Source organism: Rubrivivax sp. JA1055 (assembly GCF_020966565.1).
Classification (GTDB): Bacteria; Pseudomonadota; Gammaproteobacteria; order Burkholderiales; family Burkholderiaceae_C; genus Rubrivivax; species Rubrivivax benzoatilyticus.
On sequence record NZ_JAJKFP010000001.1, the window covers coordinates 625036 to 646878 of the forward strand.

Annotated in this window: 20 protein-coding genes; 1 reads left to right on the forward strand and 19 read right to left on the reverse strand. The window is 72.0% G+C overall.

What is annotated here, in order from left to right; translation table 11 throughout:
* Nucleotide 1: 1 nt before the first annotated feature.
* The 11 genes from LOC65_RS02725 to LOC65_RS02775 form a co-directional block, all read right to left on the reverse strand.
* On the reverse strand, nucleotides 2-1735 hold the full coding sequence (locus tag LOC65_RS02725; protein ID WP_009855845.1) for a cation acetate symporter: 1734 nt from the start codon (nucleotides 1733-1735) through the stop codon (nucleotides 2-4).
* A gap of 138 nt (nucleotides 1736-1873) precedes the next feature.
* Nucleotides 1874-2182, reverse strand: a complete 309-nt coding sequence (locus tag LOC65_RS02730) for a DUF485 domain-containing protein (protein ID WP_009855844.1) — start codon at nucleotides 2180-2182, stop codon at nucleotides 1874-1876.
* Nucleotides 2183-2418: 236 nt separating this feature from the next.
* Nucleotides 2419-2988: a 2-hydroxychromene-2-carboxylate isomerase gene (locus LOC65_RS02735; RefSeq protein WP_230246547.1), complete on the reverse strand. Its 570-nt coding sequence runs from the start codon at nucleotides 2986-2988 to the stop codon at nucleotides 2419-2421.
* Nucleotides 2985-3194 (reverse strand): DUF1289 domain-containing protein, encoded by a 210-nt coding sequence (locus LOC65_RS02740; RefSeq protein WP_230246548.1) that lies wholly within the window; start codon nucleotides 3192-3194, stop codon nucleotides 2985-2987. The genes LOC65_RS02735 and LOC65_RS02740 overlap by 4 nt, the downstream gene beginning before the upstream one ends.
* Nucleotides 3191-3691 carry a YbaK/EbsC family protein gene (locus LOC65_RS02745; protein ID WP_230246550.1) on the reverse strand — a complete coding sequence of 167 codons (501 nt, stop codon included), beginning with the start codon at nucleotides 3689-3691 and terminating at the stop codon, nucleotides 3191-3193. The genes LOC65_RS02740 and LOC65_RS02745 overlap by 4 nt, the downstream gene beginning before the upstream one ends.
* Before the next feature lie 3 nt (nucleotides 3692-3694).
* Complete coding sequence (locus tag LOC65_RS02750) at nucleotides 3695-4612, reverse strand: hydroxymethylglutaryl-CoA lyase (RefSeq protein WP_230246551.1); 918 nt, start codon at nucleotides 4610-4612, stop codon at nucleotides 3695-3697.
* Between the two features lie 58 nt (nucleotides 4613-4670).
* A complete protein-coding gene (locus tag LOC65_RS02755) occupies nucleotides 4671-6677 on the reverse strand; it encodes a biotin carboxylase N-terminal domain-containing protein (RefSeq protein WP_230246552.1) in 2007 nt (668 codons plus the stop codon).
* 26 nt (nucleotides 6678-6703) lie between these two features.
* Nucleotides 6704-7300 carry a DUF4126 domain-containing protein gene (locus LOC65_RS02760; RefSeq protein WP_230246553.1) on the reverse strand — a complete coding sequence of 199 codons (597 nt, stop codon included), beginning with the start codon at nucleotides 7298-7300 and terminating at the stop codon, nucleotides 6704-6706.
* Complete coding sequence (locus LOC65_RS02765; protein WP_230246554.1) at nucleotides 7297-8082, reverse strand: enoyl-CoA hydratase/isomerase family protein; 786 nt, start codon at nucleotides 8080-8082, stop codon at nucleotides 7297-7299. The genes LOC65_RS02760 and LOC65_RS02765 overlap by 4 nt, the downstream gene beginning before the upstream one ends.
* Nucleotides 8079-8615 (reverse strand): DinB family protein, encoded by a 537-nt coding sequence (locus LOC65_RS02770; RefSeq protein ID WP_230246555.1) that lies wholly within the window; start codon nucleotides 8613-8615, stop codon nucleotides 8079-8081. The genes LOC65_RS02765 and LOC65_RS02770 overlap by 4 nt, the downstream gene beginning before the upstream one ends.
* Nucleotides 8616-8620: 5 nt before the next feature.
* Complete coding sequence (locus LOC65_RS02775; RefSeq protein ID WP_230246556.1) at nucleotides 8621-10231, reverse strand: carboxyl transferase domain-containing protein; 1611 nt, start codon at nucleotides 10229-10231, stop codon at nucleotides 8621-8623.
* Nucleotides 10232-10396: 165 nt separating this feature from the next.
* On the opposite strand from LOC65_RS02775, the gene LOC65_RS02780 reads away from it, so the two are divergent.
* The gene (locus tag LOC65_RS02780; protein ID WP_037290156.1) at nucleotides 10397-11017 is read left to right on the forward strand and encodes a membrane protein; all 621 of its coding nucleotides are present in this window, start codon (nucleotides 10397-10399) and stop codon (nucleotides 11015-11017) included.
* Between the two features lie 160 nt (nucleotides 11018-11177).
* On the opposite strand, the gene LOC65_RS02785 is transcribed toward LOC65_RS02780, so the two are convergent.
* The 8 genes from LOC65_RS02785 to LOC65_RS02820 all read right to left on the reverse strand — a co-directional run bounded on the left by LOC65_RS02785 (nucleotide 11178) and on the right by LOC65_RS02820 (nucleotide 21770).
* On the reverse strand, nucleotides 11178-12632 hold the full coding sequence (locus tag LOC65_RS02785; RefSeq protein ID WP_230246557.1) for a TrkH family potassium uptake protein: 1455 nt from the start codon (nucleotides 12630-12632) through the stop codon (nucleotides 11178-11180).
* 8 nt (nucleotides 12633-12640) lie between these two features.
* Complete coding sequence (gene trkA / locus LOC65_RS02790) at nucleotides 12641-14062, reverse strand: Trk system potassium transporter TrkA (RefSeq protein WP_230246558.1); 1422 nt, start codon at nucleotides 14060-14062, stop codon at nucleotides 12641-12643.
* Nucleotides 14059-15498, reverse strand: coding sequence for a GTPase domain-containing protein (locus LOC65_RS02795; protein WP_230246559.1), 1440 nt, complete (start codon nucleotides 15496-15498; stop codon nucleotides 14059-14061). The genes trkA and LOC65_RS02795 overlap by 4 nt, the downstream gene beginning before the upstream one ends.
* Entirely contained in the window at nucleotides 15495-16826 is a 1332-nt protein-coding gene (locus LOC65_RS02800; RefSeq protein WP_230246560.1) for a DUF2868 domain-containing protein, read from the reverse strand. The genes LOC65_RS02795 and LOC65_RS02800 overlap by 4 nt, the downstream gene beginning before the upstream one ends.
* Nucleotides 16827-16907: 81 nt before the next feature.
* Nucleotides 16908-18086, reverse strand: coding sequence for an acetyl-CoA C-acyltransferase (locus LOC65_RS02805; protein ID WP_230246561.1), 1179 nt, complete (start codon nucleotides 18084-18086; stop codon nucleotides 16908-16910).
* Entirely contained in the window at nucleotides 18079-19872 is a 1794-nt protein-coding gene (gene aceK, locus LOC65_RS02810; protein ID WP_009855828.1) for a bifunctional isocitrate dehydrogenase kinase/phosphatase, read from the reverse strand. The genes LOC65_RS02805 and aceK overlap by 8 nt, the downstream gene beginning before the upstream one ends.
* A complete protein-coding gene (can, locus tag LOC65_RS02815) occupies nucleotides 19872-20534 on the reverse strand; it encodes a carbonate dehydratase (RefSeq protein WP_009855827.1) in 663 nt (220 codons plus the stop codon). Before can ends, aceK begins: the two co-directional genes overlap by 1 nt.
* Before the next feature lie 57 nt (nucleotides 20535-20591).
* Nucleotides 20592-21770: an isovaleryl-CoA dehydrogenase gene (locus LOC65_RS02820; protein WP_230246562.1), complete on the reverse strand. Its 1179-nt coding sequence runs from the start codon at nucleotides 21768-21770 to the stop codon at nucleotides 20592-20594.
* Nucleotides 21771-21843: the final 73 nt, after the last annotated feature.

The window sequence follows — 21843 nt, forward strand, 5'->3', positions numbered from 1 at the left end:
GTCAGTGGCCGCTGGCCGCGGCGGCGCCGATGCCGGTCTCCGACCGCACCTGCTGCGCCAGGAAGCCGGCGCGGTCGGCCTTGGCGCGGGCGCTCTTGTCGAGCACCGAGAACAGCCAGATGCCGACGAAGCCGATGGTCATCGAGAACAGCGCCGGGCTGGTGTAGGGGAACAGCGCCGAGCCCTTGGGGTTGCCCAGCGTCGCTTCCCACACCGACGGCGAGACGATGGTCAGGCCGACCGAGGAGATCAGGCCGAGGAAACCGCCGATCACCGCGCCCTTGGTCGTGCAGTCCTTCCACAGCACGCTCATGAAGAGCACCGGGAAGTTGGCCGACGCCGCGATCGCGAAGGCCAGCGAGACCATGAAGGCGATGTTCTGCTTCTCGAAGGCGATGCCGAGCACGACGGCGACGATGCCCAGGCAGACGGTCGTGATGCGCGACACCTTCAGCTCGGCGGCGCTGTCGGCCTTGCCCTTCTTGATGACCGTGGCGTAGAGGTCGTGCGAGACCGCCGAGGCACCCGACAGCGTCAGGCCGGCGACCACCGCGAGGATGGTCGCGAAGGCCACCGCCGAGATGAAGCCGAGGAAGACGTTGCCGCCGACCGCGTTGGCCAGGTGCACCGCGGCCATGTTGTTGCCGCCCAGCAGCCCGCCCTTGGCGTCGAGGAAGCCGGGGTTGGTCAGCACGAAGGTGATCGCGCCGAAGCCGATGATGAAGGTCAGCAGGTAGAAGTAGCCGATCCAGCCGGTGGCCCACATCACCGACTTGCGCGCTTCCTTGGCATTGGGCACGGTGAAGAAGCGCATCAGGATGTGCGGCAGGCCGGCGGTGCCGAACATCAGCGCCATGCCGAAGCTGATCGCCGAGATCGGGTCCTTCACGAAGTTGCCCGGGCCCATGATCGACTGGCCCGCGGCCGCCGCCTCCTCGGCCGTCTTGCCGCCGCTGGCGGCCAGGTCAGCCTTGACGCGCACCGCGTCGGCGAACATCGCCTCCGGCGAGAAGCCGTAGTGCAGCATCACCATGAAGGCCATGAACGACGCGCCGCCCAGCAGCAGGCAGGCCTTGATGATCTGCACCCAGGTGGTGGCCGTCATGCCGCCGAACAGCACGTAGACCATCATCAGCGCGCCGACGATGACCACCGCGATCCAGTACTCCAGGCCGAACAGCAGCTTGATCAGCTGGCCGGCGCCGACCATCTGCGCGATCAGGTAGAACGCGACGACGACCAGCGTGCCCGAGGCCGCGAACACGCGCACCGGCGTCTGCTCGAAGCGGAACGCGGCGACGTCGGCGAAGGTGAACTTGCCCAGGTTGCGCAGGCGCTCGGCCATCAGGAAGGTGATGACCGGCCAGCCGACGAGAAAGCCGATCGAGTAGATCAGGCCGTCGAAGCCGGAGGCCATCACCGCCGCCGAGATGCCCAGGAACGAGGCCGCCGACATGTAGTCGCCGGCGATCGCCAGGCCGTTCTGGAAGCCGGTGATGCCGCCGCCGGCGGTGTAGAAGTCGGCGGCGCTCTTGGTCTTGGACGCGGCCCACTTCGTGATGTAGAGCGTGGCGACGACGAACAGGCCGAACATGCCGATGGCCGTCCAGTTGGTCGCCTGCTTGGCGGCCTGGCCGAGGTCGGCCCCGGCGGCCCAGACCGCGGCGGAGACGCCGCCGAGCGCGGCCAGCGTGAGCAGACGGCGCAGATGGGTGGAGAGAGAGTTTGAACGCATCGTGTCAGCCCTCGATGGCGCCAAACGCCACTTCTTTTGCATGAATCTGGATCATCGAGCGGACGCCGCGGACGGGCTCCGACCGGCCGCTGGCGGCGCCCCCTTGAGGGGGAGCGCCGAAGGCGCTGCGGGGGTGGGTCATTTCAGCACCGCCTTGGCGACTTCGTCGGCCAGATCGTCGTAGGTCTTGTTGGCACGCTGCACGTAGATCGCCGTGATGACGATCGTGAAGACGATGACGCCGAAGCCGATGGGAATGCCCAGCGTCATCACGCCGTCGCCCAGGCGCTGGGCGAGAAACTGCTTGTCGAAGGCGACGAGCAGGATGAAGCCGTAATAGACGACCATCATCGCCGCCGTCAGCCACCAGCCGAAGCTCGAGCGCTTGGACTTCAGTTCCTGGTACTTCGGGTGGCTCGCGATACGTCGTGCGAGTTCTGCGTCCATGGGTTGTCTCCGGAATTTGAGGACTTGGCACCCATGGTTCGTGCGCGGACTGACCGAGTTCTGACGGTTCGCCAACAGGGCCTGACGCCGAGCTGAACGTTCGCTTACAAGAGCGCCGGCTCTCCTGGGAGCGTGGCCCCTGGGGATCACCTCTCCCGATTTGCCCTATCAGGGATAGTCCCGACCGGGGTTCCGACGCTGGTCAACCGGTGGCTCCGGGATGTCCCGGAGTGCGTTCAGCGCGTGGGGTTGCGCAGGCGGTCGGCGAGCATCGGCAGGCCGTCCAGGCCCCAGAACTGCTCGCCGTCGAACTCGACGGTCGGCACGCCGAAGACGCCGCGTGCGGCGGCCTCCTCGGTGTGGGCCCGCAGCGCGGCTTTCACGGCGTCGCCGGCCGGGTCGGCCGCCGGCGCCAGCGTCGCGGCCAGCGCCGCCAGGCGCGCCGGGTCGTGCGGGTCGCCGCCTTCGGCCCAGACATGGCGCAGCACGGCCTCGACGACACGCCGGTTGGGCCCGCAGGCGATGATCAGCCGCAGCAGCGGCAGCGAGCTGAACGGGTGCGGCTGCGGCATCTCGAACGGCAGCCCGTGCTGCGCCGCCAGCCAGCGCGTGCGGCGGTAGATCCAGTCGCGTTTGGGCGCCACGTCGACCGGCGCCTTCTGGCCCCAGTGCTGCAGCAGCGCGCCCAGCAGCACCGGGCGGTACTCGACCTCGACGTCCAGGCCTTCGAGCACGTCGGGCAGGCGCTCGAACGCCAGGTAGGCGTACGGCGAGACGACGTCGAAGCGGAAGACCAGGCGGTTCATCGTGGTACTGCGGGGCGCTGCTGCCAGACGACGCGGCGTTCGGCCAGGCGCTCGAGCACGGCGCGGCGCTCGTCGTCGGCCATCGTCGACCAGGCGGCGATCTCGTCGAGCGTTCGCAGGCAGCCTTCGCACCAGCCGCTGGCGGCGTCCATGCGGCAGACGTCGATGCAGGGCGAGGGCACGCCGGAGCCGAAACGTGTGCTCATGGCTGCTGCACCACGTCGGCGACCGGCGCGCCGGTCAGGCGCTCCAGCTCGGCCGGCGACAGCTTGAAGACGCCGTGCGGATGCCCGGCGGCGGCCCAGATGACGTCGAAGCGGAACAGGTCGCGGTCGATCAGCGTGAAGGCCGGCGTCGCATGCGCCAGCGGCGAGACGCCGCCGATCGAGAAGCCGGTGCGCGCCTTGACGAAGTCGGCGTCGGCACGGCCCAGCGCGCCGGCGATCGCCGCGACGCGCTTCTCGCAGACGCGCCGGTCGCCCGAGGTGACGACCAGCACCGCGCTGTCGTCGGCCTTGCGGCGGAAGATGACGCTCTTGGCGATCTGGCCGACCTCGACGCCCAGCGCCGCAGCCGCTTCGGCCGAGGTGCGCGCCGGCGTTTCCAGCCACAGCGGCGCATGCGGGTGGCCACGTTCGGCCAGGGCGCGCGTGACGCGCTGGAAACCTTCGGGACGGTCGAGCAGGGAATCGATGGCGTTCATGGTTCAGCAAGAAGCGGCGGCGGCGCGCCGCGCCAGCAGCGCACGCGCGGCGCGCGAAGCCGTGGGCCGGCCGACGACGCCCGAGATGTAGGCGCCGGCGTCGACGAGTCGGTCCAGGTCCAGCCCGGTGTCGATGCCCAGGCCGTGCAGCAGGTAGACCACGTCCTCGGTGGCGACGTTGCCGGTCGCGCCCTTGGCGTAGGGGCAGCCGCCGAGGCCGGCGATGCTGGTGTCGAAGACGTGCACGCCGAGGTCCAGGCAGGCCAGGATGTTGGCCAGCGCCTGGCCGTAGGTGTCGTGGAAGTGGCCGCTGACCTCGGCCAGCGGGTAGTGCTTCAGCGCGCGCTCCAGCGCGCGCTGCGCGGCCAGCGGCGTGCCGACGCCGATCGTGTCGGCGATGCCGACGTGGTCGACGCCGATGGCCTTCAGGCCGACGACGACACGTTCGACCTCGTCCGGTGTGACCTCGCCCTGGTAGGGGCAGCCGAGCGCGCAGGACACGGCGCCGCGCACCTTGACGCCGGCGGCGTGCGCCGCCGCGACGACCGGCGCGAAACGCTCCAGGCTCTCGGCGATCGAGCAGTTGATGTTGCGCCGGCTGAAAGCCTCGCTGGCGGCACCGAAGACGACGACTTCGTCGGGGCGCGTGGCCAGCGCCGCTTCCAGCCCCTTCAGGTTGGGCGTCAGCACCGAGTAGCGCACGCCGGCGCGGCGTTCGATGCCGGCCATGACCTGCGCCGCGTCGGCCATCTGCGGCACCCACTTCGGGCTGACGAAGCTGGTGACCTCGATCTCGCGGCAGCCAGCGTCCTGCAGCCGGCGCACGAGCTCGATCTTCTCGGCGGCGCCGACCGGCGCGGCCTCGTTCTGCAGGCCGTCGCGCGGGCCGACCTCGACCAGGGTGACACGGTCCGGTTTCATCGCCGGGCACTATAGCGAGCGGGGCATCGCCCGGCCGGCCGGCGGGTCCGGACGGCGCTCATTCGTCCCCCGACAGGCGCAGCAGCTCGGTGCCTTCGGCGACCGTGTCGCCGGCGCGCACCAGCAGCGCCTCGACGACGCCGTCGCGCGGCGCGGCGATCGTGTGCTCCATCTTCATCGCCTCCAGCACCGCCAGCGCCTGGCCGCGGCGCACCGTCTGGCCGGCCTCGACGGCGACGGCGACGATCTTGCCGGGCATCGGCGCCGTCAGCCGGCCGGCTTCGCCGGCGTGGTCGCCGGCATGGGCGATCGGGTCGTGCAGCGTGACGAGCAGCTGGCCGGCCGGCGCGAAGACGGCGCGCCTGTCGCCGTCGCGGTGCACGGCCAGCAGCACCCGCTCGTCGCCCAGCCGCACTTCGTGGCGGCCGTCGCCGAGCGCGCGCAGCGCCAGCGGCCATCGGCGCTCGCCGAGTTCGAGCACGGCCTCGCCGTCGTGGCGGCGCTGCACGACGGCGATGTGGCGTTCGCCGCCGATCTCGAGCTCGAAGCGCCGGCGCGCGCCGCCGTGCAACCGCCAGCCGTCGCGCCGCGACCAGGGGTCGGCGTCGACCGTCGCCGCCTCGGCGGCCCAGGCGTCGGCGACGACCGCGGCCGCGGCCCACTCGGGCGCCAGCCCCGGCGCGTCGAACAGCGCCGCGTGCTCGCGTTCGATCAGCGCCGTGTCCAGGTCGGCCTGGGCGAAGGCGCGGCTGGCGACGACGCGGCGCAGGAAGGCGACGTTGGTGGCGGGGCCGACGAGCTGCGTCGCCGCCAGCGCCGCGTCCAGCCGCGCCAGCGCCTGGGCGCGGTCCTCGCCCCAGACGATCAGCTTGGCGATCATCGAGTCGTACCAGGGCGTGATCTCGTCGCCTTCGCCGAAACCGCCGTCCAGCCGCGGCAGGCGCTCGTCGCGGCGGAAGGCCACGTGTTCGGGCCAGCGGGCGACCACCAGCCGCCCGGTCGCCGGCAGGAAACCGGCCTCGGGGTTCTCGGCACAGATGCGGGCCTCGATCGCGTGGCCGCGCTGCACGATGTCGGCCTGGCGCGCCGGCAGCGGCTCGCCGGCGGCCACCCGCAGCTGCCACTCGACGAGGTCCAGCCCGGTCACGGCCTCGGTCACCGGGTGCTCGACCTGCAGCCGCGTGTTCATCTCCATGAAATAGAAACGCAGGTCGCCGTCGTCGCGCTCCTCGGCGATGAACTCGACGGTGCCGGCGCCGACGTAGCCGACGGCCTGCGCCGCGGCCACCGCGGCGGCGCCCATCTCGGCGCGGCGCGCCGCCGTCAGCCCGGGCGCCGGCGACTCCTCCAGCACCTTCTGGTGCCGGCGCTGCACCGAACAGTCGCGTTCGCCGAGGTGGATGCAGTGCCCCTGCGTGTCGGCGAAGACCTGGATCTCGATGTGGCGCGGCTTGAGCACGTAGCGCTCGACGAGCACGTGGGCGTCGCCGAAGCTGGCCTGGGCCTCGCGTTGGCAGGACGCCAGCGCGGCGACGAAGTCCTCGGCGCGGTCGACCCGGCGCATGCCTTTGCCGCCGCCGCCGGCGCTGGCCTTGATCAGCACTGGATAACCGATGCGCGCCGCTTCGTCGGCCAGGCGCGCCGGGTCGTTGTCCTCGCCGTGGTAACCCGGCACCAGCGGCACGCCGGCTTCGGCCATCAGCGCCTTGGCCGCGGCCTTGCTGCCCATCGCGCGGATCGCCGCCGGCGGCGGGCCGATGAAGACCAGCCCGGCGTCGGCGCAGGCCTGGGCGAACTCCTCGTTCTCGCTCAGGAAACCGTAGCCCGGGTGCACGGCCTCGGCGCCGGTGGCGCGTGCGGCCTCCAGGATGCGCGGCCAGCGCAGGTAGCTGTCGCGCGGCGCCGCGCCGCCGATCGCCACGGCCTCGTCGCAGGCCATCACGTGGCGCGCGCCGGCGTCGGCGTCCGAAAACACGGCGACGGTGCGCGCGCCCAGGCGGCGCGCGGTGGCGGCGACGCGGCAGGCGATCTCGCCGCGGTTGGCGATCAGGATCTTGCGGAACATCGGCTCTCTCTCGGGTGCGAGCGGGTTCAGGACGGGCGTGGCCGCCAGCGCGCCAGCAGCCCCTTGAGGACACGCCAGAGCACGGCGACGGCGACCAGGCAGGCGACGGTGGCCAGCGCGACGGCGGCGATCGCCGCCACCGGGTGCTGCCAGGCCAGCCACAGCAGCGCCGGCACCGCCGCGTCGCCGGCCAGCGACAGCGCGACGTTGCTGAAGGGCTCGGGCGAGGTGTTGGCCGCGGCGCGCACGCTGGCCTTGGCGGCGTGCGCGCTGGCCGCCAGCCCGCCGCCGAGCAGCGCCGCGAGCAGCGTCCAGGTCGCCGAGTCGGCGCCGATCGCCGCCGCGGCCAGCGCCGCGCCGGCGGGGATGCGCAGCAGCGTCTGCACGCCGTCCCAGACGGTGTCGACGGCGGGGATCTTGTCGGCCAGGAACTCGACCGCGCTCATCAGCCCGCTGGCGCCCAGCACTAGCGGCTGCTGCAGGATCTGCAGACCCGGCGGCAACTCGACCCAGCCGAGGAAGCCGATGGCGCCGGTGATGAACAGCACCGCGTACAGACGCAGCCCGCTGGCCCAGCCGAGTGCGGCGGCCAGCGCGACGAGCTGCGTCGTGTCCAGGTTCATCGCCAGGCCGGGTCGCGTTTGCCGAGGAAGGCCGAGACGCCTTCGCGGCCTTCCGAGCCGGCACGCGCGTCGGCGATGCGGCGTGCGGTGTCGGCGCGCAGCGCGGCGTCGATCTCGCGGCCGGCGAGGTCCTGCACCAGGCGTTTGCAGGCGCGCACGGCCTGCGGGCCATTGGCGGCGATGGTGGCGACGAGTTCGGCGACCTTGGCGTCCAGCGCCTCGGGCGCGACGCACTCGTGCACGAAGCCCAGCGCCTTCGCTTCGGCGGCGCTGAATCGCTCCGCGGTGACGAAATAGCGCCGCGCCGCCTGCTCGCCGAGCGCGCGCACGACGTAAGGGCCGATCGTCGCCGGCAGCAGCCCGAGCCGGGCCTCGCTGAGGCAGAACTGCATGCCGTCGGCGGCGACGAGCACGTCGCAGACCGCCGCCAGCCCGACACCGCCGGCGTAGCAGTCGCCGTGCAGCCGGCCGATCACCGGCACCGGGCAGCGCCAGACGGTCCACAGCATCTCGGCCAGGCGCGCGGCGTCGGCCTGGTTCTCGTCCCAGGAGTAGCCGGCCATCGCCCGCATCCAGCCCAGGTCGGCACCGGCGCAGAAGGCCTTGCCGCGGCCGCCGAGCACGACGACCCGCAGCGCCTCGTCGGCGGCGAAGGCGGCGAAAGCCGCCGTCAGCTCGGCGACGACACCGTCGTTGAAGGCGTTGCGCACTTCCGGCCGGTTCAGCCAGACCTCGGCGAGCTGCGGCGACGGGCGGCGGATCTCCAGCGTCGTCGGGTTCATCGCGCAGCCTCGGCCTGCAGCAGGTAGACCAGATCGAGCTCGGGCGCCGGGCGGCCCAGCAGGGTCAGCGCGGCGCTGATCTGGCCGCGGTGGTGCGTCGCGTGGTTGAAGACGTGGGCCAGCGTCGCCGCGAACGGCAGCGACACCGTGCCGCCGGCCAGGCGCAGATAGTCCAGCCGGCCGCCGAACCGCGCCGCCGGCCAGCCGGCGATCAGCGGCAGCCAGGCTTCGGCGCCGTCGAGCAGGCGCTGGCGCAGCCGGACGCGCTCGCTCTCCAGCTCTTCGTCCAGGCGCATCGGCGGCGTCGTGCCGTCGGTGAAGCGCGCCGACCACAGCCGGTGCTCGGCGACCAGCAGGTGGTTCAGCGTGCCGTGAATGCTGCGGAAATACAGCCCCAGGTCGCGGCGGTAGTCGGCCTCGGGCACGGCGTCGACGGCGTCGAGCAGGCGGCGTGTCGCCCAGACGTTGTAGCGCGCCAGGCTGGTGAGGTGTTCACGCAGCGCCTCGGCGCCGGAATCGGGGGGCGTCGTCATGCTCGTCACATGCGGAAGACGCCGAAACGCGGCGTCTCGGGAATCGGCGCGTTGAGGCTAGCCGACAGCGCCAGCGCGAGCACACGGCGCGTGTCGGCCGGGTCGATGACGCCGTCGTCCCAGAGCCGGGCGCTGGCGTAGTACGGGTGCGCCTGGCGCGCGAACTGTTCCAGGATCGGCTGCTTGAAGGCCGCTTCGTCCTCGGCCGGCCAGGTGCCGCCCTTGGCTTCGATGGCGTCGCGGCGCACGGTCGCCAGCACGCTGGCGGCCTGCTCGCCGCCCATCACGCCGATGCGCGCGTTCGGCCACATCCACAGCAGGCGAGGCCCGTAGGCGCGGCCGCACATGCCGTAGTTGCCGGCGCCGAAGCTGCCGCCGATGATCACCGTGAACTTGGGCACCGTCGCCGTCGCCACCGCGGTGACCATCTTCGCGCCGTGTTTGGCGATGCCCTCGGCCTCGGCCTTGCGGCCGACCATGAAGCCGGTGATGTTCTGCAGGAACACGAGCGGCACGCGGCGCTGGCAGCACAGCTCGATGAAGTGCGCGCCCTTCATCGCACTCTCGGAGAACAGCACGCCGTTGTTGGCGACGATGCCCACCGGCATGCCTTCGATGTGCGCGAAGCCGGTGACCAGCGTCGTGCCGTAGCGCGCCTTGAACTCGTCGAACTCCGAGCCGTCGACCAGGCGTGCGATGACCTCGTGCACGTCGAAGGGCTTGCGCGGGTCGGTCGGGATGACGCCGTGCAGTTCGGCCGGGTCGAACAGCGGTGGCCGCGGCGGCTGCAGGCGCAGCGGGGCCGGCTTCTGCCAGTTGAGGTTGGCGACCACCGCGCGTGCGATCGCCAGCGCGTGCAGGTCGTTCTCGGCCAGGTGGTCGGCGACGCCCGACAGCCGCGTGTGCACGTCGCCGCCGCCCAGGTCCTCGGCGCTGACGACTTCGCCGGTGGCCGCCTTCACCAGCGGCGGGCCGCCGAGGAAGATCGTGCCCTGGTTCCGCACGATGATGGTCTCGTCGCTCATCGCCGGCACGTAGGCGCCGCCGGCGGTGCACGAGCCCATCACGACGGCGATCTGCGGGATGCCCAGCGCCGACATCTGCGCCTGGTTGTAGAAGATGCGGCCGAAGTGCTCGCGGTCGGGGAAGACCTCGTCCTGGTTCGGCAGGTTGGCGCCGCCGGAGTCGACGAGGTAGACGCAGGGCAGACGGTTCTCCTGCGCGATCTCCTGCGCCCGCAGGTGCTTCTTCACCGTGACCGGATAGTAGGTGCCGCCCTTCACGGTGGCGTCGTTGCAGACGACCATGCACTCGACGCCGCTCACGCGGCCGATGCCGGCGATCAGCCCGCCGCCCGGCGCGGCGCCGTCGTACAGGCCGAGGCCGGCGAGCGCGCCGATCTCCAGGAACGGCGTGTCGGGATCGAGCAGCATCTCGACCCGCTCGCGCGGCAGCAGCTTGCCGCGTGCCGTGTGCTTGGCGCGTGCGGCCTCGCCGCCGCCTTCGGCGATGCGCGCGAGCTGGGCGTTGAGGTCGCCGACGAGCTGGCGCATCGCCAGCGCGCTGGCCTGGAACTCCTCCGAGCGCGGGTTGAGCTGCGAGTTCAGGACCGGCACGGTGTCTCCCGCGGCCGTCAGGAACGGCCGATTGACGTTTACGTTAACGTCAATTCTGACAGCGCCCCCGTGCCGCCGCCTCAGGGACGGCCCGGAGACCGGGCGCCCCCGAGGCCGATCCTCGGATAAGCGCACGGACATGGGCCCGGGCGTAGCATGGGCCGCATGGTGTGGCTCGAAACGTCGCTGGCCGCCGTGGCCATCGCCGCGGCCCTGGCGATGCGGCCGTGGCGCGGCGTCGGCCCCGCAGGTCCGCCCTGGCCCTGGCTGGCCTGGGCCGCCATGCTGCCGTTGATGTGGGGCGCCGACCGCTACGCGGACAGCGCGGTGGCGCAGCCGCTGTCCGGCGCCTGCCTGCTGATGCTGATGATGGGCTGGCCGCTGGCCGTGCTGGCGCTGGTGCCGGTCGCGCTGGTGACGATGTTCGCCGGCGGGCTGACGCCCGAGGCCGGCCTCGAACGTTTCGTCTGGCTGGGCCTGGTGCCGGCGACGATGGCCGTCGTGCTCGGTGCCGCGGTGCGGCGCTGGCTGCCCAAGCACCTGTTCGTCTACATCCTCGGCCGCGGCTTCTTCGTCACCGCGGTCGCCGGTGCGCTGGCCGGCGCGCTGGCCGCGGCGCTGCACCCGCCGCCGAACGGCCTGGGCGGAGACGACCTGGCGCTGGCGCGCTGGCTCGCCGCCTGGGGCGACGCCTGGCTGGCCGGCATCCTGGTCGCGATCTTCGTCGCCTTCCGCCCGCACTGGCTGGCGACCTACACCGACCGGCTGTACTTACCGAAAGTGTGAGCCCCGGCCGCCAGGCGGCCGCCCCCGAGGGGCTACCGAAGCCGACCGGGAGACCCGGATCGGCTTCGGCCCGTTTGCCTCCGCCGCACCCCCTGGCCGCCGATGGCGGCCTGTCCCCGCGGGGACTGCACGCCGGCCGCCAGGCGGCCGGGGCTCACAGTCAGTCTCGCCAGAAGGCGGGCATGAAGAGGACGAGGACCGTCAGCAGTTCCAGCCGCCCGACCAGCATCGCGAACGCGCAGATCCAGGTCTGCAGGTCGCTCAGGCTGCCGTAGTTGACCGCCGGGCCGACCTCGCCGAGGCCGGGGCCGATGTTGTTGACGCAGGCGATGACGGCGGTGAAGGCCGTCACCGGCTCCAGCCCGGTGGCCAGCAGCGCCATCGTCAGGCCGACCAGCACCGCGCCGTAGGTCATCATGTAGCCGATGACGTTCTGCATCGTGCGGTCGCTGATCGCCCGGCCGTTGAGCACGACGGGGTTGACGACGTTGGGATGCACGATGCGCACGAACTCGTGGCGCGCCTGCTTGAGCAGCAGGATCAGCCGGACCATCTTGATGCCGCCGCCGGTCGAGCCGGCACAGGTGGCGAAGCAGCCCAGCAGGATCATCCACAGCGACGCGAACAGCGGCCACTGCGCGTAGTCGTAGGTCGCGTAGCCGGCGGTCGTGGCCACCGAGACGACGTGGAACACCGAGTGGCGCAGCGCCAGCGCCAGGCTGTCGTAGGCGCCGCTGCCCCAGAGGTACAGCGCGATCAGCACCGCGCTGCCGAGCACCACGAGGTAGAAGGCGCGCGCCTCGGCGTTGCGCCACAGCGGCGCCGGCGAACGCTCGCGCCAGACGACGTAGTACATCGTCAGGTTCACGCCCGACAGCATCATGAAGACGATCGCCACGGCCTCGATGTCGCGCGAGTTCCAGTGGCCGAAACTGGCGTCGTAGGACGAGAAGCCGCCCAGGCTGACGGTGGAGCCCGTGTGCACGAAGGCGTCGAACCAGCTCATGCCGGCGGCGCGGTAGGCCAGCGCGCAGGCCAGCGACAGCAGCACGTAGACGCCCCAGATCGCGCGCGCAGTGTCGGCGATGCGCGGCGTCAGCTTGCTGTCCTTCATCGGCCCGGTGACCTCGGCACGGAACAGCTGCGAGCCGCCGATGCCCAGCATCGGCAGGATGGCCACCGCCAGCACGATGATGCCCAGTCCGCCGACCCAGGTCATCAGGCAGCGCCAGACGTGCACCGCGCCGGGCATCGCGTCCAGCCCCGAGAAGGCCGTGCCGCCCGAGGCGGTGAGCGCCGAGACGGCCTCGAAGTAGACGTCGGTGACCGAGGCCTGGGGCAGCATCAGCGCCAGCGGCAGCGCGCCGAAGGCCGGCAGCACGGTCCAGGTCAGGCCGACGAGCAGGAAGCCGTCGCGCGGCTGCAGGTCGCGGCGGAAGCGCCGCGTCATCAGGCTGGCGGCGGCGCCGATGGCGAAGCTGGTGGCCGCCGCCTTCACCAGCGCGTCGACGACCGGCTCGCCGGCATAGACGGCCCAGGCCAGCGGCACCAGCATCAGCAGCGAGAACCCCGCCACCATGCGGCCGATCAGCGCGACAACGGCAAGCGCGTCCATCGCCGGGCTCAGAAGAAGAAGGTGGCCGACACCTGGAACAGGCGTTCGACCTCGCGCAGCAGGCGCTTGGTCGGCACGAAGACGATGACGTGGTCGCCGGTCTGCACCACCGTGTCGTGGTGGGCGATCAGCACCTCGGCGCGCGCACGCTGGCGTTTGCCGTCGGCGTCCTCCAGCCCGCGCACGATGGCGCCGACCTGCGCGCCGGCCGGCAGCGCGATCTCGTCGATGCGCCGGCCGGCCATGCGGCAGGTCTTGCGGTCGCCGCGCACCACGCCTTCGAGCGCCTCGGCGGCGCCGTGGCGCAGGCTGTGCACGGCCTCGACGTCGCCGCGGCGCACGTAGGCCAGCAGCTCGCCGATGACGGTCTGCGCCGGCGAGATCGCGATGTCGATCTGCCCGCCCTGCACCAGGTCGGCGTAGGCCTGGCGGTTGATCAGCGAGAACACGCGCCGCGCGCCCAGCCGCTTGGCCAGCAGGCAGGCCATGATGTTGTCCTCGTCGTCGTCGGTCAGCGCGAGGAACAGGTCCATGTCGCGCACGCCTTCGCTCTCGAGCAGCTCCTCGTCGGTGACGTCGCCCTCGAGCACCAGCACCGGCGCCGGCAGCTCGGTGGCCAGGTACTCGCAGCGCGTGCGGCCGCGTTCGATCAGCTTGATGCGGTAGCTGGCCTGCAGCTCGCGCGCCAGGCGCAGCCCGACCTTGCCGCCACCGCCGATCATCAGCCGGCGCACCGGCTCGACACGCGGCGCCAGCGCGTGCAGCACGCGGCGGATGTCGGCGGTGGCGGCGAGCACGAAGACCTCGTCGCCGGGTTCGATGCGCGTGTCGCCGCTGAGCGAGTCGATGACCTTGTCGCCGCGGTAGACGGCGACGACACGCATCGGTGCGCTCGGCGCCAGCGCCGGGATCTCGGACAGGCAGTGCTGGACCAGCGGCGCGCCGGGGCCGGCGCGCACCGCGATCAGGCTCACCAGCCCGTCGGCGAACTCCAGCACCTGCAGCGCCTCGGGGTACTCGATCAGCTTGCGGATGTAGGCGGTGACGCTCTGCTCGGGGCAGATCACCTGGTTGACGGCGAAGCCGCCCTCGTGGCCCAGCAGCGGGCTGCCGTCGACGAACTCGGGGCTGCGCAGCCGGGCGATCGTCGTCGGCACGTTGAAGGCGTCGTGCGCGACCTTGCAGGCGACGAGGTTGGTCTCGTCCAGCGGCGCGCAGGAGATCAGCATGTCGGCGTCCTCGATGCCGGCTTCGCGCAGCACGCTGGGCTGGATGCCGTTGCCGACCACGCCACGCAGGTCCATGCGGTCCTGCAGCTCGCGCAGTCGCACCGGGTCGGTGTCGATGATCGTGATGTCGTTGCGCTCCGACAGCAGACTCGCGGCGACGCTTTGCCCGACGCGCCCGGCGCTGAGGATCAGGATCTTCATGGCGGCGGATTATCGACAGCCGCCCAGGCGCCCGGATAGAGCCGTTCCAGCGACACGCGCAAGGCTGCGGTCAGCGGCGTGCGCAAGGCACGCGCCAGGGACTCGGCGTCGCCGGCGTTGTCGGCGCGTGTGCTGCGCGCGGCCCACAGCGCGTCGATCTCCGGCGCCCGCGCGGCCAGCGCCTCGGCGACGACGGCGCGCCAGTGCGGCGGCGCCTCGCCCTGGGCCCACTCGCCGCGGCCACGGCCGAAGTGGGCCACGGCCAGGTAGCGCAGCAGCGCCGCCTCGGCCAGCGGCGCCATGGCCTCGGCGCTCCAGCTGGCGAAACCGCGGTCGGTGCCGCGCACGACGTTGAGCCCGCGCGCGATGCCCGCGGCACCGAGGGCGCCGAGCAGCCCGCCGGCGAGCATGCCGCCGCCCAGCGTCAGGCCGCCGGTGGCGAGGTCGGCCTTGAGCCCGGCCAGCGCGCCGCTGAGCACGCCGCCGACCAGCGCCGCGCGGCCCTCGCCGACCCGTGCGTGCAGGTCCACCTGGGCCGCGACGCGGTCGAGGATCTCGCGTTCGGCACGCCCGTCCAGGCCGTGCAGCGCCAGCAGCCGGCCGGTGCTGGCGCGCACCTCGCGGTCCAGCATGTCGGCCAGCGCATGGCGCGCGGCGTCGGCGTCCTGGCGGCGCGACAGCCAGCCGCCGTCAGGCAGCGGCGCGCGGGCGCAGGCGATGCGCGCCAGGCTGGCGGCGAGCTCGTCGACCGCGGCGTCGAAGGTCTCGCGCCGCGTCGCCGCCCAGGCCGCGGCCAGGCGCGACGCGGCGGCCCGCGCCTCGCCGTCGAGCACGCCGGCGATCGTGCGCAGCAGCACGCCCTCCTGCACCCAGCAGCGCGCAAACGCGTCCATCGGCAGCACCGCGCGCACCGGCGCCTGGGCAGCCAGGCGCTTTCGCCAGCGCTCGACGTCGGCGGCCTCGGCCTCGGGGCCGCGCGGCGGGCCGAGCTGGTTGAGCAGCACGACGACCGGCTTGCCGATCCAGGCCAGCAGTTCCATCTCGGGGCCGACGTAACCGGCGGCCTCGGGCGACTCGGCGGCGTTGACGAGGTAGAGCACGACGTCGCTGGTGTCGCGCACGTGGCGCAGCGCCTGCTGCGTGGCCCAGAACGGGCGGTCGCGCCAGCGGTCCCAGACCTCGCTGAGGAACCAGCCGAGCGCGCTGCCCTCGCGCCGCAGCCGGCCCACGAGGCGCACGGTGTCGCCGAAACCCGGCGTGTCCCAGAGTTCGAGCACGTCGCCGGCCGGGCTCTGCAGCAGCGGATGCATCTCGGCGAACTCGGTGACGTGCGGCGCGTCGCGCACCTCGCCGATGTCGCGGCCGAGCAGCGTGCGCGCCAGCGTCGTCTTGCCGACGTTGGTGTGCGAGACCAGCGACAGGCGGATGCTCGTCATCGCCCCAGCGCGCGTTTGAACGCCGCCTCGGCGGCGGCGGGTTCGCCGGCGTCCAGGTCGGCGCAGACCAGCGGCAGGCCCTGGGCCTCGGCCAGCGCCTGCCAGGCGGCGCGGCGCTGCGCCAGGCGCTCCGGGTAGGCGCCGAAGCGGCGGCGGAAGGCCGATTCGTCGGCCAGCAGCACCAGCGGCAGATCGCGCCCCAGCGCGGCAGCGAAACGGCCCTGGGCCTCGGCCTCGGGCGTGGCGCCGAGGTCGAAGACGGCGATGCGCAGCGTGTCGCCGGGCTCGGGGCGCAGCGCGCGCGCCGCGTCCTCGTCGCCGAAGGCCGTCAGCGGGCCGACGCGCAGCCGCACCTCGTCGCCGAAGACGGCGGCCAGCAGGGCGCGCAGGCCCAGCGCCGCCTGCGCGCCGAGGCCGGCGGCGTACGGCAGCACCTGGGCCTGGGCGCGGGCGCCGAGCTGGTGCAGGCGCAGGCACTCGAAGTACGGGTCGCCGAAGGGCAGCGGGAAACGCCGCGCCAGCGCGCCGGCACGCAGCATGGCGACGGCCGCCAGCAGCAGCCGCGGCACGACGACGGCCAGCGCCAGCGTCGCGGCGTAGAGGTGGATCCAGTCGGCCGCCGGCGCGCTGGCGGCGGCGCCGGCCTGCAGCCGCAGCGGCGCGGCGTCGGGCACGGCGATGCCGGTGACGAACGAGGCCGGCGCCAGCAGCGCCTGCAGCAGCGGCTGGACCACGCCGGGTTCGAGGAAGGTGCTCTGCCAGCCGGCGCGGTAGTCCAGCACCAGGCCGCGCAGGTACATGCCGGCGATGACGCCCGCCGCCAGCGCCGCGGCGGCGGCATGCAGCAGCGCCGTCGCACGCGCCAGCGACAGCGGCAGCGCCAGCCGGGCCCACAGCGCGCCGACGCCGGCGGTGTCGGCGACCCAGCGCCGCGCCAGCAGCGCACGCAGACCGGCCAGCGGGCGCGGCACCAGCAGGCCAAGGTAGATCACGAGGTTCCAGGCGACGACGGCCCAGACCGGCGGCGCCAGCAGGTCGATGCGCTGCATCGAGCCGAGGTGGTCGACCGCCGAGCCGAGCACGAAGGCGGCGAGCAGCACGCCGAAGGCCAGCGCGCCGCGCCGCGTGCCACGCTCCAGCCAGCGCCGCGCTGCGGCGTCGCGCGGCAGCAGGCGCTCCAGCGCGTGGCGCGAGCGCTCGACGACGAAACGTTCAGGCGTCGCGTCGGCGCCGGCCGTCTGCTGCGCCAGCCGGGTGGCCCAGGCGCGGTCTTCCGCGGTCCACAGCGGCGAGTCCCCGGCCGTCTCGACGGCCTGGACCAGGACCACGCGGCGTGCCTCTTCTTCGGTCATTGCGCCGCACTGTAGCGCGGCCACGGGGGCCGCCCGCTCGGCCGCCGGAGGCGAGGGCTACAGCAGTTCGACCGCCATCGCCGTGGCCTCGCCGCCGCCGATGCACAGCGCGGCGACGCCGCGGCGCAGGCCACGCTGGCGCAGCGCGCCCAGCAGCGTGACGACGATGCGTGCGCCGGAAGCGCCGATCGGGTGGCCCAGCGCGCAGGCGCCGCCGTGCACGTTGACGATCTCGTGCGGCAGCGCGAACTCGTGCATCGCGGCCATCGTCACCGCGGCGAAGGCTTCGTTGACCTCCCAGAGGTCGACGTCGGCGGCGGTCCAGCCGGCCTTGGCCAGCGCCTTGCCGATGGCGCCGACCGGCGCGGTCGTGAACCACTCCGGCGCCTGGGCATGCACGGCGTGCGAGACGATGCGCGCCAGCGGCGTGATGCCATGGCGGGCGGCGGTCGACTCGCGCATCAGCACCAGCGCGGCGGCGCCGTCGGAGATGCTGGAGGCACTGGCGGCGGTGATCGTGCCGTCCTTCTTGAACGCCGGCTTCAGGCCCGGGATCTTGTCCGGGCGCGCCTTGAACGGCTGTTCGTCGCGGCGCACGACGGTCTCGCCCCCCTTGCCGGCGATCGTCACCGGCGCGATCTCCCAGTCGAAGCTGCCGTCCTCGTTGGCCTTCTTGGAACGTTCGGTCGACGCGATGGCAAACGCGTCCTGGGCCTCGCGGCTGAAGCCGTACTTGGCGACGCACTGCTCGGCGAAGACGCCCATCGCCTTGCCGCGTTCGTAGGCGTCCTCGAGGCCGTCGAGCGCCATGTGGTCGTACATCGGCGCGGCACCGTACTTGACGCCCTTGCGCGCGAACACGAGGTGCGGCGCGTTGGTCATGCTCTCCATGCCGCCAGCGACGAGCACGTCGGCGCTGCCGGCGGCGAGCATGTCGTGCGCGAACATCATCGTGCGCATGCCCGAGCCGCACATCTTGCTGAGCGTGACGGCACCGGCCGAATCGGGCAGCCCGGCGCGGCGCAGCGCCTGGCGCGCCGGCGCCTGGCCCTGGCCGGCCATCAGGCAGTTGCCGAGCAGCACCTCGTCGACGGCGTCGCCGGGCACGCCGGCACGCTCGACCGCGGCCTTCACCGCGACGGCGCCGAGCTCCCAGGCCTGCAGCGCGGCGAAGTCGCCGAGCAGGCCGCCGATCGGCGTGCGCGCGGCCGAGGCGATGACGATGGAATCAGGCATCTCGTGTCTCCTGGTGTTGTCGTGGCTCGTCGCGCCGGCCGAGCGAAAACCGCTTGGACGGCTCGTAGGGGAAGACGTCGTGCACGTGGCCGGCGGCGATGCGTTCCTTGTGCGTCTGCCAGAACGCCGCGTCGAGCAGGTCGGCGTGGTGGGCCATGAAGACCTCGCGCACCGCCGGGTTGCCGAGCAGGAAGGGGCCGAAGGTCTCGGGGAACACGTCCCTCGGGCCGACCGAGTACCAGATCTCGCCCGACATCTCGTCCTCCTCGTTGCGCGGCGGCGGCACGCGGCGGAAGTTGCAGTCGGTGACGTACTCGATCTCGTCGTAGTCGTAGAAGACGACCTTGCCGTGGCGCGTGACGCCGAAGTTCTTCCACAGCATGTCGCCGGGGAAGATGTTGGCGGCCACCAGGTCCTTGATCGCGTTGCCGTACTCGACGACGGCGTGCGCCACCTGGTCGGGTGGCGCCTCCTGCAGGAAGATGTTCAGCGGGATCATGCGCCGCTCGATGTAGAGGTGGTGGATGATCAGCATGTCGCCGTCCTCCTCGAGCAGGCTGCCGCAGAAGCGGCGCAGCTCGGCGACCAGCTCGTCCTCGAAGCGGTGGCGCGGGAAGGCCACGCTGCTGTACTCCAGCGTGTCGGCCATGCGCCCGACACGGTCGTGCTGCTTGACGAGCAGGTACTTGGCCTTGATCTGCTCGCGCGTCGTCTCCTTCTGCGGCGGGTAGTAGTCCTTGATGACCTTGAAGACGTACGGGAACGATGGCAGATCGAAGACCAGCATCACCATGCCCTTGATGCCCGGGGCGATGCGGAACTTGTCGCTGCTGTAGCGCAGGTGGGCCAGGAAGTCCCGGTAGAACATGTTCTTGCCCTGCTTCTGCAGGCCCAGCGCGCTGTACAGCTCGGAGCGGTCCTTGTGCGGCATCATCGAGCGCAGGAACTGCACGCAGGCCGACGGCACCTCCATGTCGACCATGAAGTAGGCGCGCGCGAAGCTGAACAGCATCAGCAGGTCGTCCTCGCCGAACAGCGCGGCGTCGATGACCAGGCCCTGGCCGCGCTCGCCGTGCAGGATGGGCAGCGCGAACGGCGTCTCGTTGAAGCCGTTGATGATCTTGCCGACCAGGTAGGCGCCCTTGTTCCGGTAGAACAGGCTGGACAGCACCTGGATCTGGAAGTTGGCGCGCGGGCGGAAGCCCCCCAGCTCCGACAGCATCGCCTGCAGCACGCTCTCGACGTCGCGGTCGAGGTTCTCGAACGGCACGTCGAGCTGGAAGTTGTGCACGATGCGGTGCCAGGTCTCGGACAGCGTGCCGTGCGTCGGGTAGTAGGCGCGGTAGGTCGGGCGGGTGCCGGGCTCGTCGCTCTCGAGGTACTCGGTGCTGATCGCCGGGCGCACGAAGATGAAGTCGTTGTTGAAGTAGCTGCGGTGCAGCAGCTTGGCGGTCACCGAGTTGAAGAAGGTCTCGGCCAGCTCGGGCTGGCGGTGGTCGGTCAGCAGGCCGATGTAGTGCAGCTTGACCTGCTGCCAGGTGTTCATCGACAGCTCGGCGACGTGGAACTCGTCGCGCAGGCGCTGCACGGTCTCGGCCACGCGCAGGTCGTAGTACTCGATGCGCTCGCGCTGCGCGCGCTGCTGGCCGTGCCAGTCGGCGCGCTCGAAACGCTGCTTGGCGGCGGCGCTCGTCTCGCGGAACAGGCGGTAGTGGCGGTTGAAGCCGTCCAGCATCGCACGCGCGATCTCGTACGCGCGGCCGTCCCCGAGATGGCGCGGGAACATCAGCCGTCCCCGAAGCGGCGGTGCAGCGCCGCCAGTGCCGCCTCGTAGGCCGGCTCGACACCGTCGGGCCCCGAGGCGGTGATCGACAGGTCTTCCAGCAGCCCGTTGTGCAGGCCGTAGACCCAGCCGTGCACGACGACCTCCTGGCCGCGCTTCCAGGCGTCCTCGACGATGGTCGTGCGGCAGACGTTGCGCGCCTGCTCCAGCACGTTGAGCTCGCACAGCGCGTCGACGCGCCGGTCGGCGCTCAGCCCGTCGAGCAGGGCGCGGTGGCGGTCACGCACGTCCTGCACGTGGCGCAGCCAGTTGTCGACCAGGCCGACACGCAGGTTGCCGAGCGCGGCCATCACGCCGCCGCAGCGCGAATGGCCGACGACCATGATGTGGCGCACGCGCAGCTGGTCGACGGCGTACTGCAGCACCGACAGGCAGTTCAGGTCGGTCGGCACGACGACGTTGGCGACGTTGCGGTGCACGAACAGGTCGCCGGGCAGCAGGCCGACCAGCTCGTTGGCCGGCACGCGGCTGTCGGCGCAACCGATCCACAGGTACTGCGGCGTCTGCTGGTGCAGCAGCTTGGTGAAGAAACCGGGCTGGCGGCCTTCGATCTCGTCCGCCCAGGCTCGGTTGTTGGCGAACAGGTCGGACAGCGTCTGGGTCATGGCGGCGGGCGTCGATGGGATGCGGGGAAGTTTACGCAGCCATCCTGACGCGATCGTTCACATCGTCTCGGCGAACAGCTCGCGGCCGATCAGCATGCGGCGGATCTCCGAGGTGCCGGCGCCGATCTCGTAGAGCTTGGCGTCGCGCCACAGCCGGCCCAGCGGGTAGTCGTTGATGTAGCCGTTGCCGCCGAAGATCTGGATGCCCTCGCCGGCCATCCAGGTGGCCTTCTCGGCGCACCACAGGATGACGCTGGCGCAGTCCTTGCGCACCCGGCGCACGTGGCCCGTACCTAGCGCGTCGAGGTTCTTGCCGATCGTGTAGCAGAACGAGCGCCCGGCCTGCAGCACGGTGTACATGTCGGCCAGCTTGGCCTGGATGAGCTGGAACTCGCCGATGCTCTGGCCGAACTGCTTGCGCTCGTGCACATAGGGCACGACCTCGTCCATCACCGCCTGCATGATGCCGATCGGCCCGGCGGCAAGCACCGCACGCTCGTAGTCCAGGCCGCTCATCAGCACCTTGGCGCCGCCGTTGAGCTCGCCGAGCACGTTTTCGGCCGGCACCTCGACGTCCTGGAAGACGAGCTCGCCGGTGTGGCTGCCGCGCATGCCCAGCTTGTCGAGCTTCTGCGCCACCGAGAAGCCCTTCATGCCCTTCTCGACGATGAAGGCGGTGACGCCGCGGCCGCCGAGCTCGGGCTCGGTCTTGGCGTAGACGACCAGCGTGTCGGCGTCGGGGCCGTTGGTGATCCACATCTTGCTGCCGTTGAGCACGTAGGCGTCACCACGCGGCACGGCACGCAGCTTCATCGACAGCACGTCGCTGCCGGCGCCGGGCTCGCTCATCGCCAGCGCGCCGACGTGCTCGCCGCTGATCAGCCTGGGCAGGTAACGCTGCCGCTGGGCTTCGCTGCCGTTGCGGCGGATCTGGTTGACGCACAGGTTGCTGTGCGCGCCGTAGCTCAAGCCCACCGAGGCGCTGGCACGCGAGATCTCCTCCATCGCCACCATGTGCGCGAGATAGCCGAGGCCGGCGCCGCCGTATTCCTCGGGCGCGGTGATGCCGAGCACGCCCAGCTCGCCGAGCTTGCGCCACAGGTCCATCGGGAAACAGTCGCTGCGGTCGATCTCGGCGGCGCGCGGGGCGATCTCGGCGACAGCAAAGGCGCGCACCGCGTCGCGCAGCGCCTCGATGTCGTCGCCGAGCATGAAGTCCAGGCCGGGCAGGCTCATCCTCGTCTCCAGGGTGAGGCGGCCGGGGCGATGCCGGCCGTTTGTTGACGTTTACGTAAACGTCAATCTACCC

Excerpts from the sequence above, each read along its gene's own strand:
- trkA (WP_230246558.1), bottom strand. The coding sequence starts at position 14,062 with ATGAAGATCCTGATCCTCAGCGCCGGGCGCGTCGGGCAAAGCGTCGCC.
- LOC65_RS02755 (WP_230246552.1), bottom strand. The coding sequence starts at position 6,677 with ATGTTCCGCAAGATCCTGATCGCCAACCGCGGCGAGATCGCCTGCCGC.
- aceK (WP_009855828.1), bottom strand. The coding sequence starts at position 19,872 with ATGTTCCCGCGCCATCTCGGGGACGGCCGCGCGTACGAGATCGCGCGT.
- LOC65_RS02725 (WP_009855845.1), bottom strand. The coding sequence starts at position 1,735 with ATGCGTTCAAACTCTCTCTCCACCCATCTGCGCCGTCTGCTCACGCTG.
- LOC65_RS02805 (WP_230246561.1), bottom strand. The coding sequence starts at position 18,086 with ATGCCTGATTCCATCGTCATCGCCTCGGCCGCGCGCACGCCGATCGGC.
- LOC65_RS02760 (WP_230246553.1), bottom strand. The coding sequence starts at position 7,300 with ATGAACCTGGACACGACGCAGCTCGTCGCGCTGGCCGCCGCACTCGGC.
- LOC65_RS02750 (WP_230246551.1), bottom strand. The coding sequence starts at position 4,612 with ATGAAACCGGACCGTGTCACCCTGGTCGAGGTCGGCCCGCGCGACGGC.
- LOC65_RS02745 (WP_230246550.1), bottom strand. The coding sequence starts at position 3,691 with ATGAACGCCATCGATTCCCTGCTCGACCGTCCCGAAGGTTTCCAGCGC.
- LOC65_RS02785 (WP_230246557.1), bottom strand. The coding sequence starts at position 12,632 with ATGGACGCGCTTGCCGTTGTCGCGCTGATCGGCCGCATGGTGGCGGGG.
- LOC65_RS02770 (WP_230246555.1), bottom strand. The coding sequence starts at position 8,615 with ATGACGACGCCCCCCGATTCCGGCGCCGAGGCGCTGCGTGAACACCTC.
- LOC65_RS02795 (WP_230246559.1), bottom strand. The coding sequence starts at position 15,498 with ATGACGAGCATCCGCCTGTCGCTGGTCTCGCACACCAACGTCGGCAAG.
- LOC65_RS02780 (WP_037290156.1), top strand. The coding sequence starts at position 10,397 with ATGGTGTGGCTCGAAACGTCGCTGGCCGCCGTGGCCATCGCCGCGGCC.
- LOC65_RS02730 (WP_009855844.1), bottom strand. The coding sequence starts at position 2,182 with ATGGACGCAGAACTCGCACGACGTATCGCGAGCCACCCGAAGTACCAG.
- LOC65_RS02765 (WP_230246554.1), bottom strand. The coding sequence starts at position 8,082 with ATGAACCCGACGACGCTGGAGATCCGCCGCCCGTCGCCGCAGCTCGCC.
- LOC65_RS02820 (WP_230246562.1), bottom strand. The coding sequence starts at position 21,770 with ATGAGCCTGCCCGGCCTGGACTTCATGCTCGGCGACGACATCGAGGCG.
- LOC65_RS02735 (WP_230246547.1), bottom strand. The coding sequence starts at position 2,988 with ATGAACCGCCTGGTCTTCCGCTTCGACGTCGTCTCGCCGTACGCCTAC.
- can (WP_009855827.1), bottom strand. The coding sequence starts at position 20,534 with ATGACCCAGACGCTGTCCGACCTGTTCGCCAACAACCGAGCCTGGGCG.
- LOC65_RS02740 (WP_230246548.1), bottom strand. The coding sequence starts at position 3,194 with ATGAGCACACGTTTCGGCTCCGGCGTGCCCTCGCCCTGCATCGACGTC.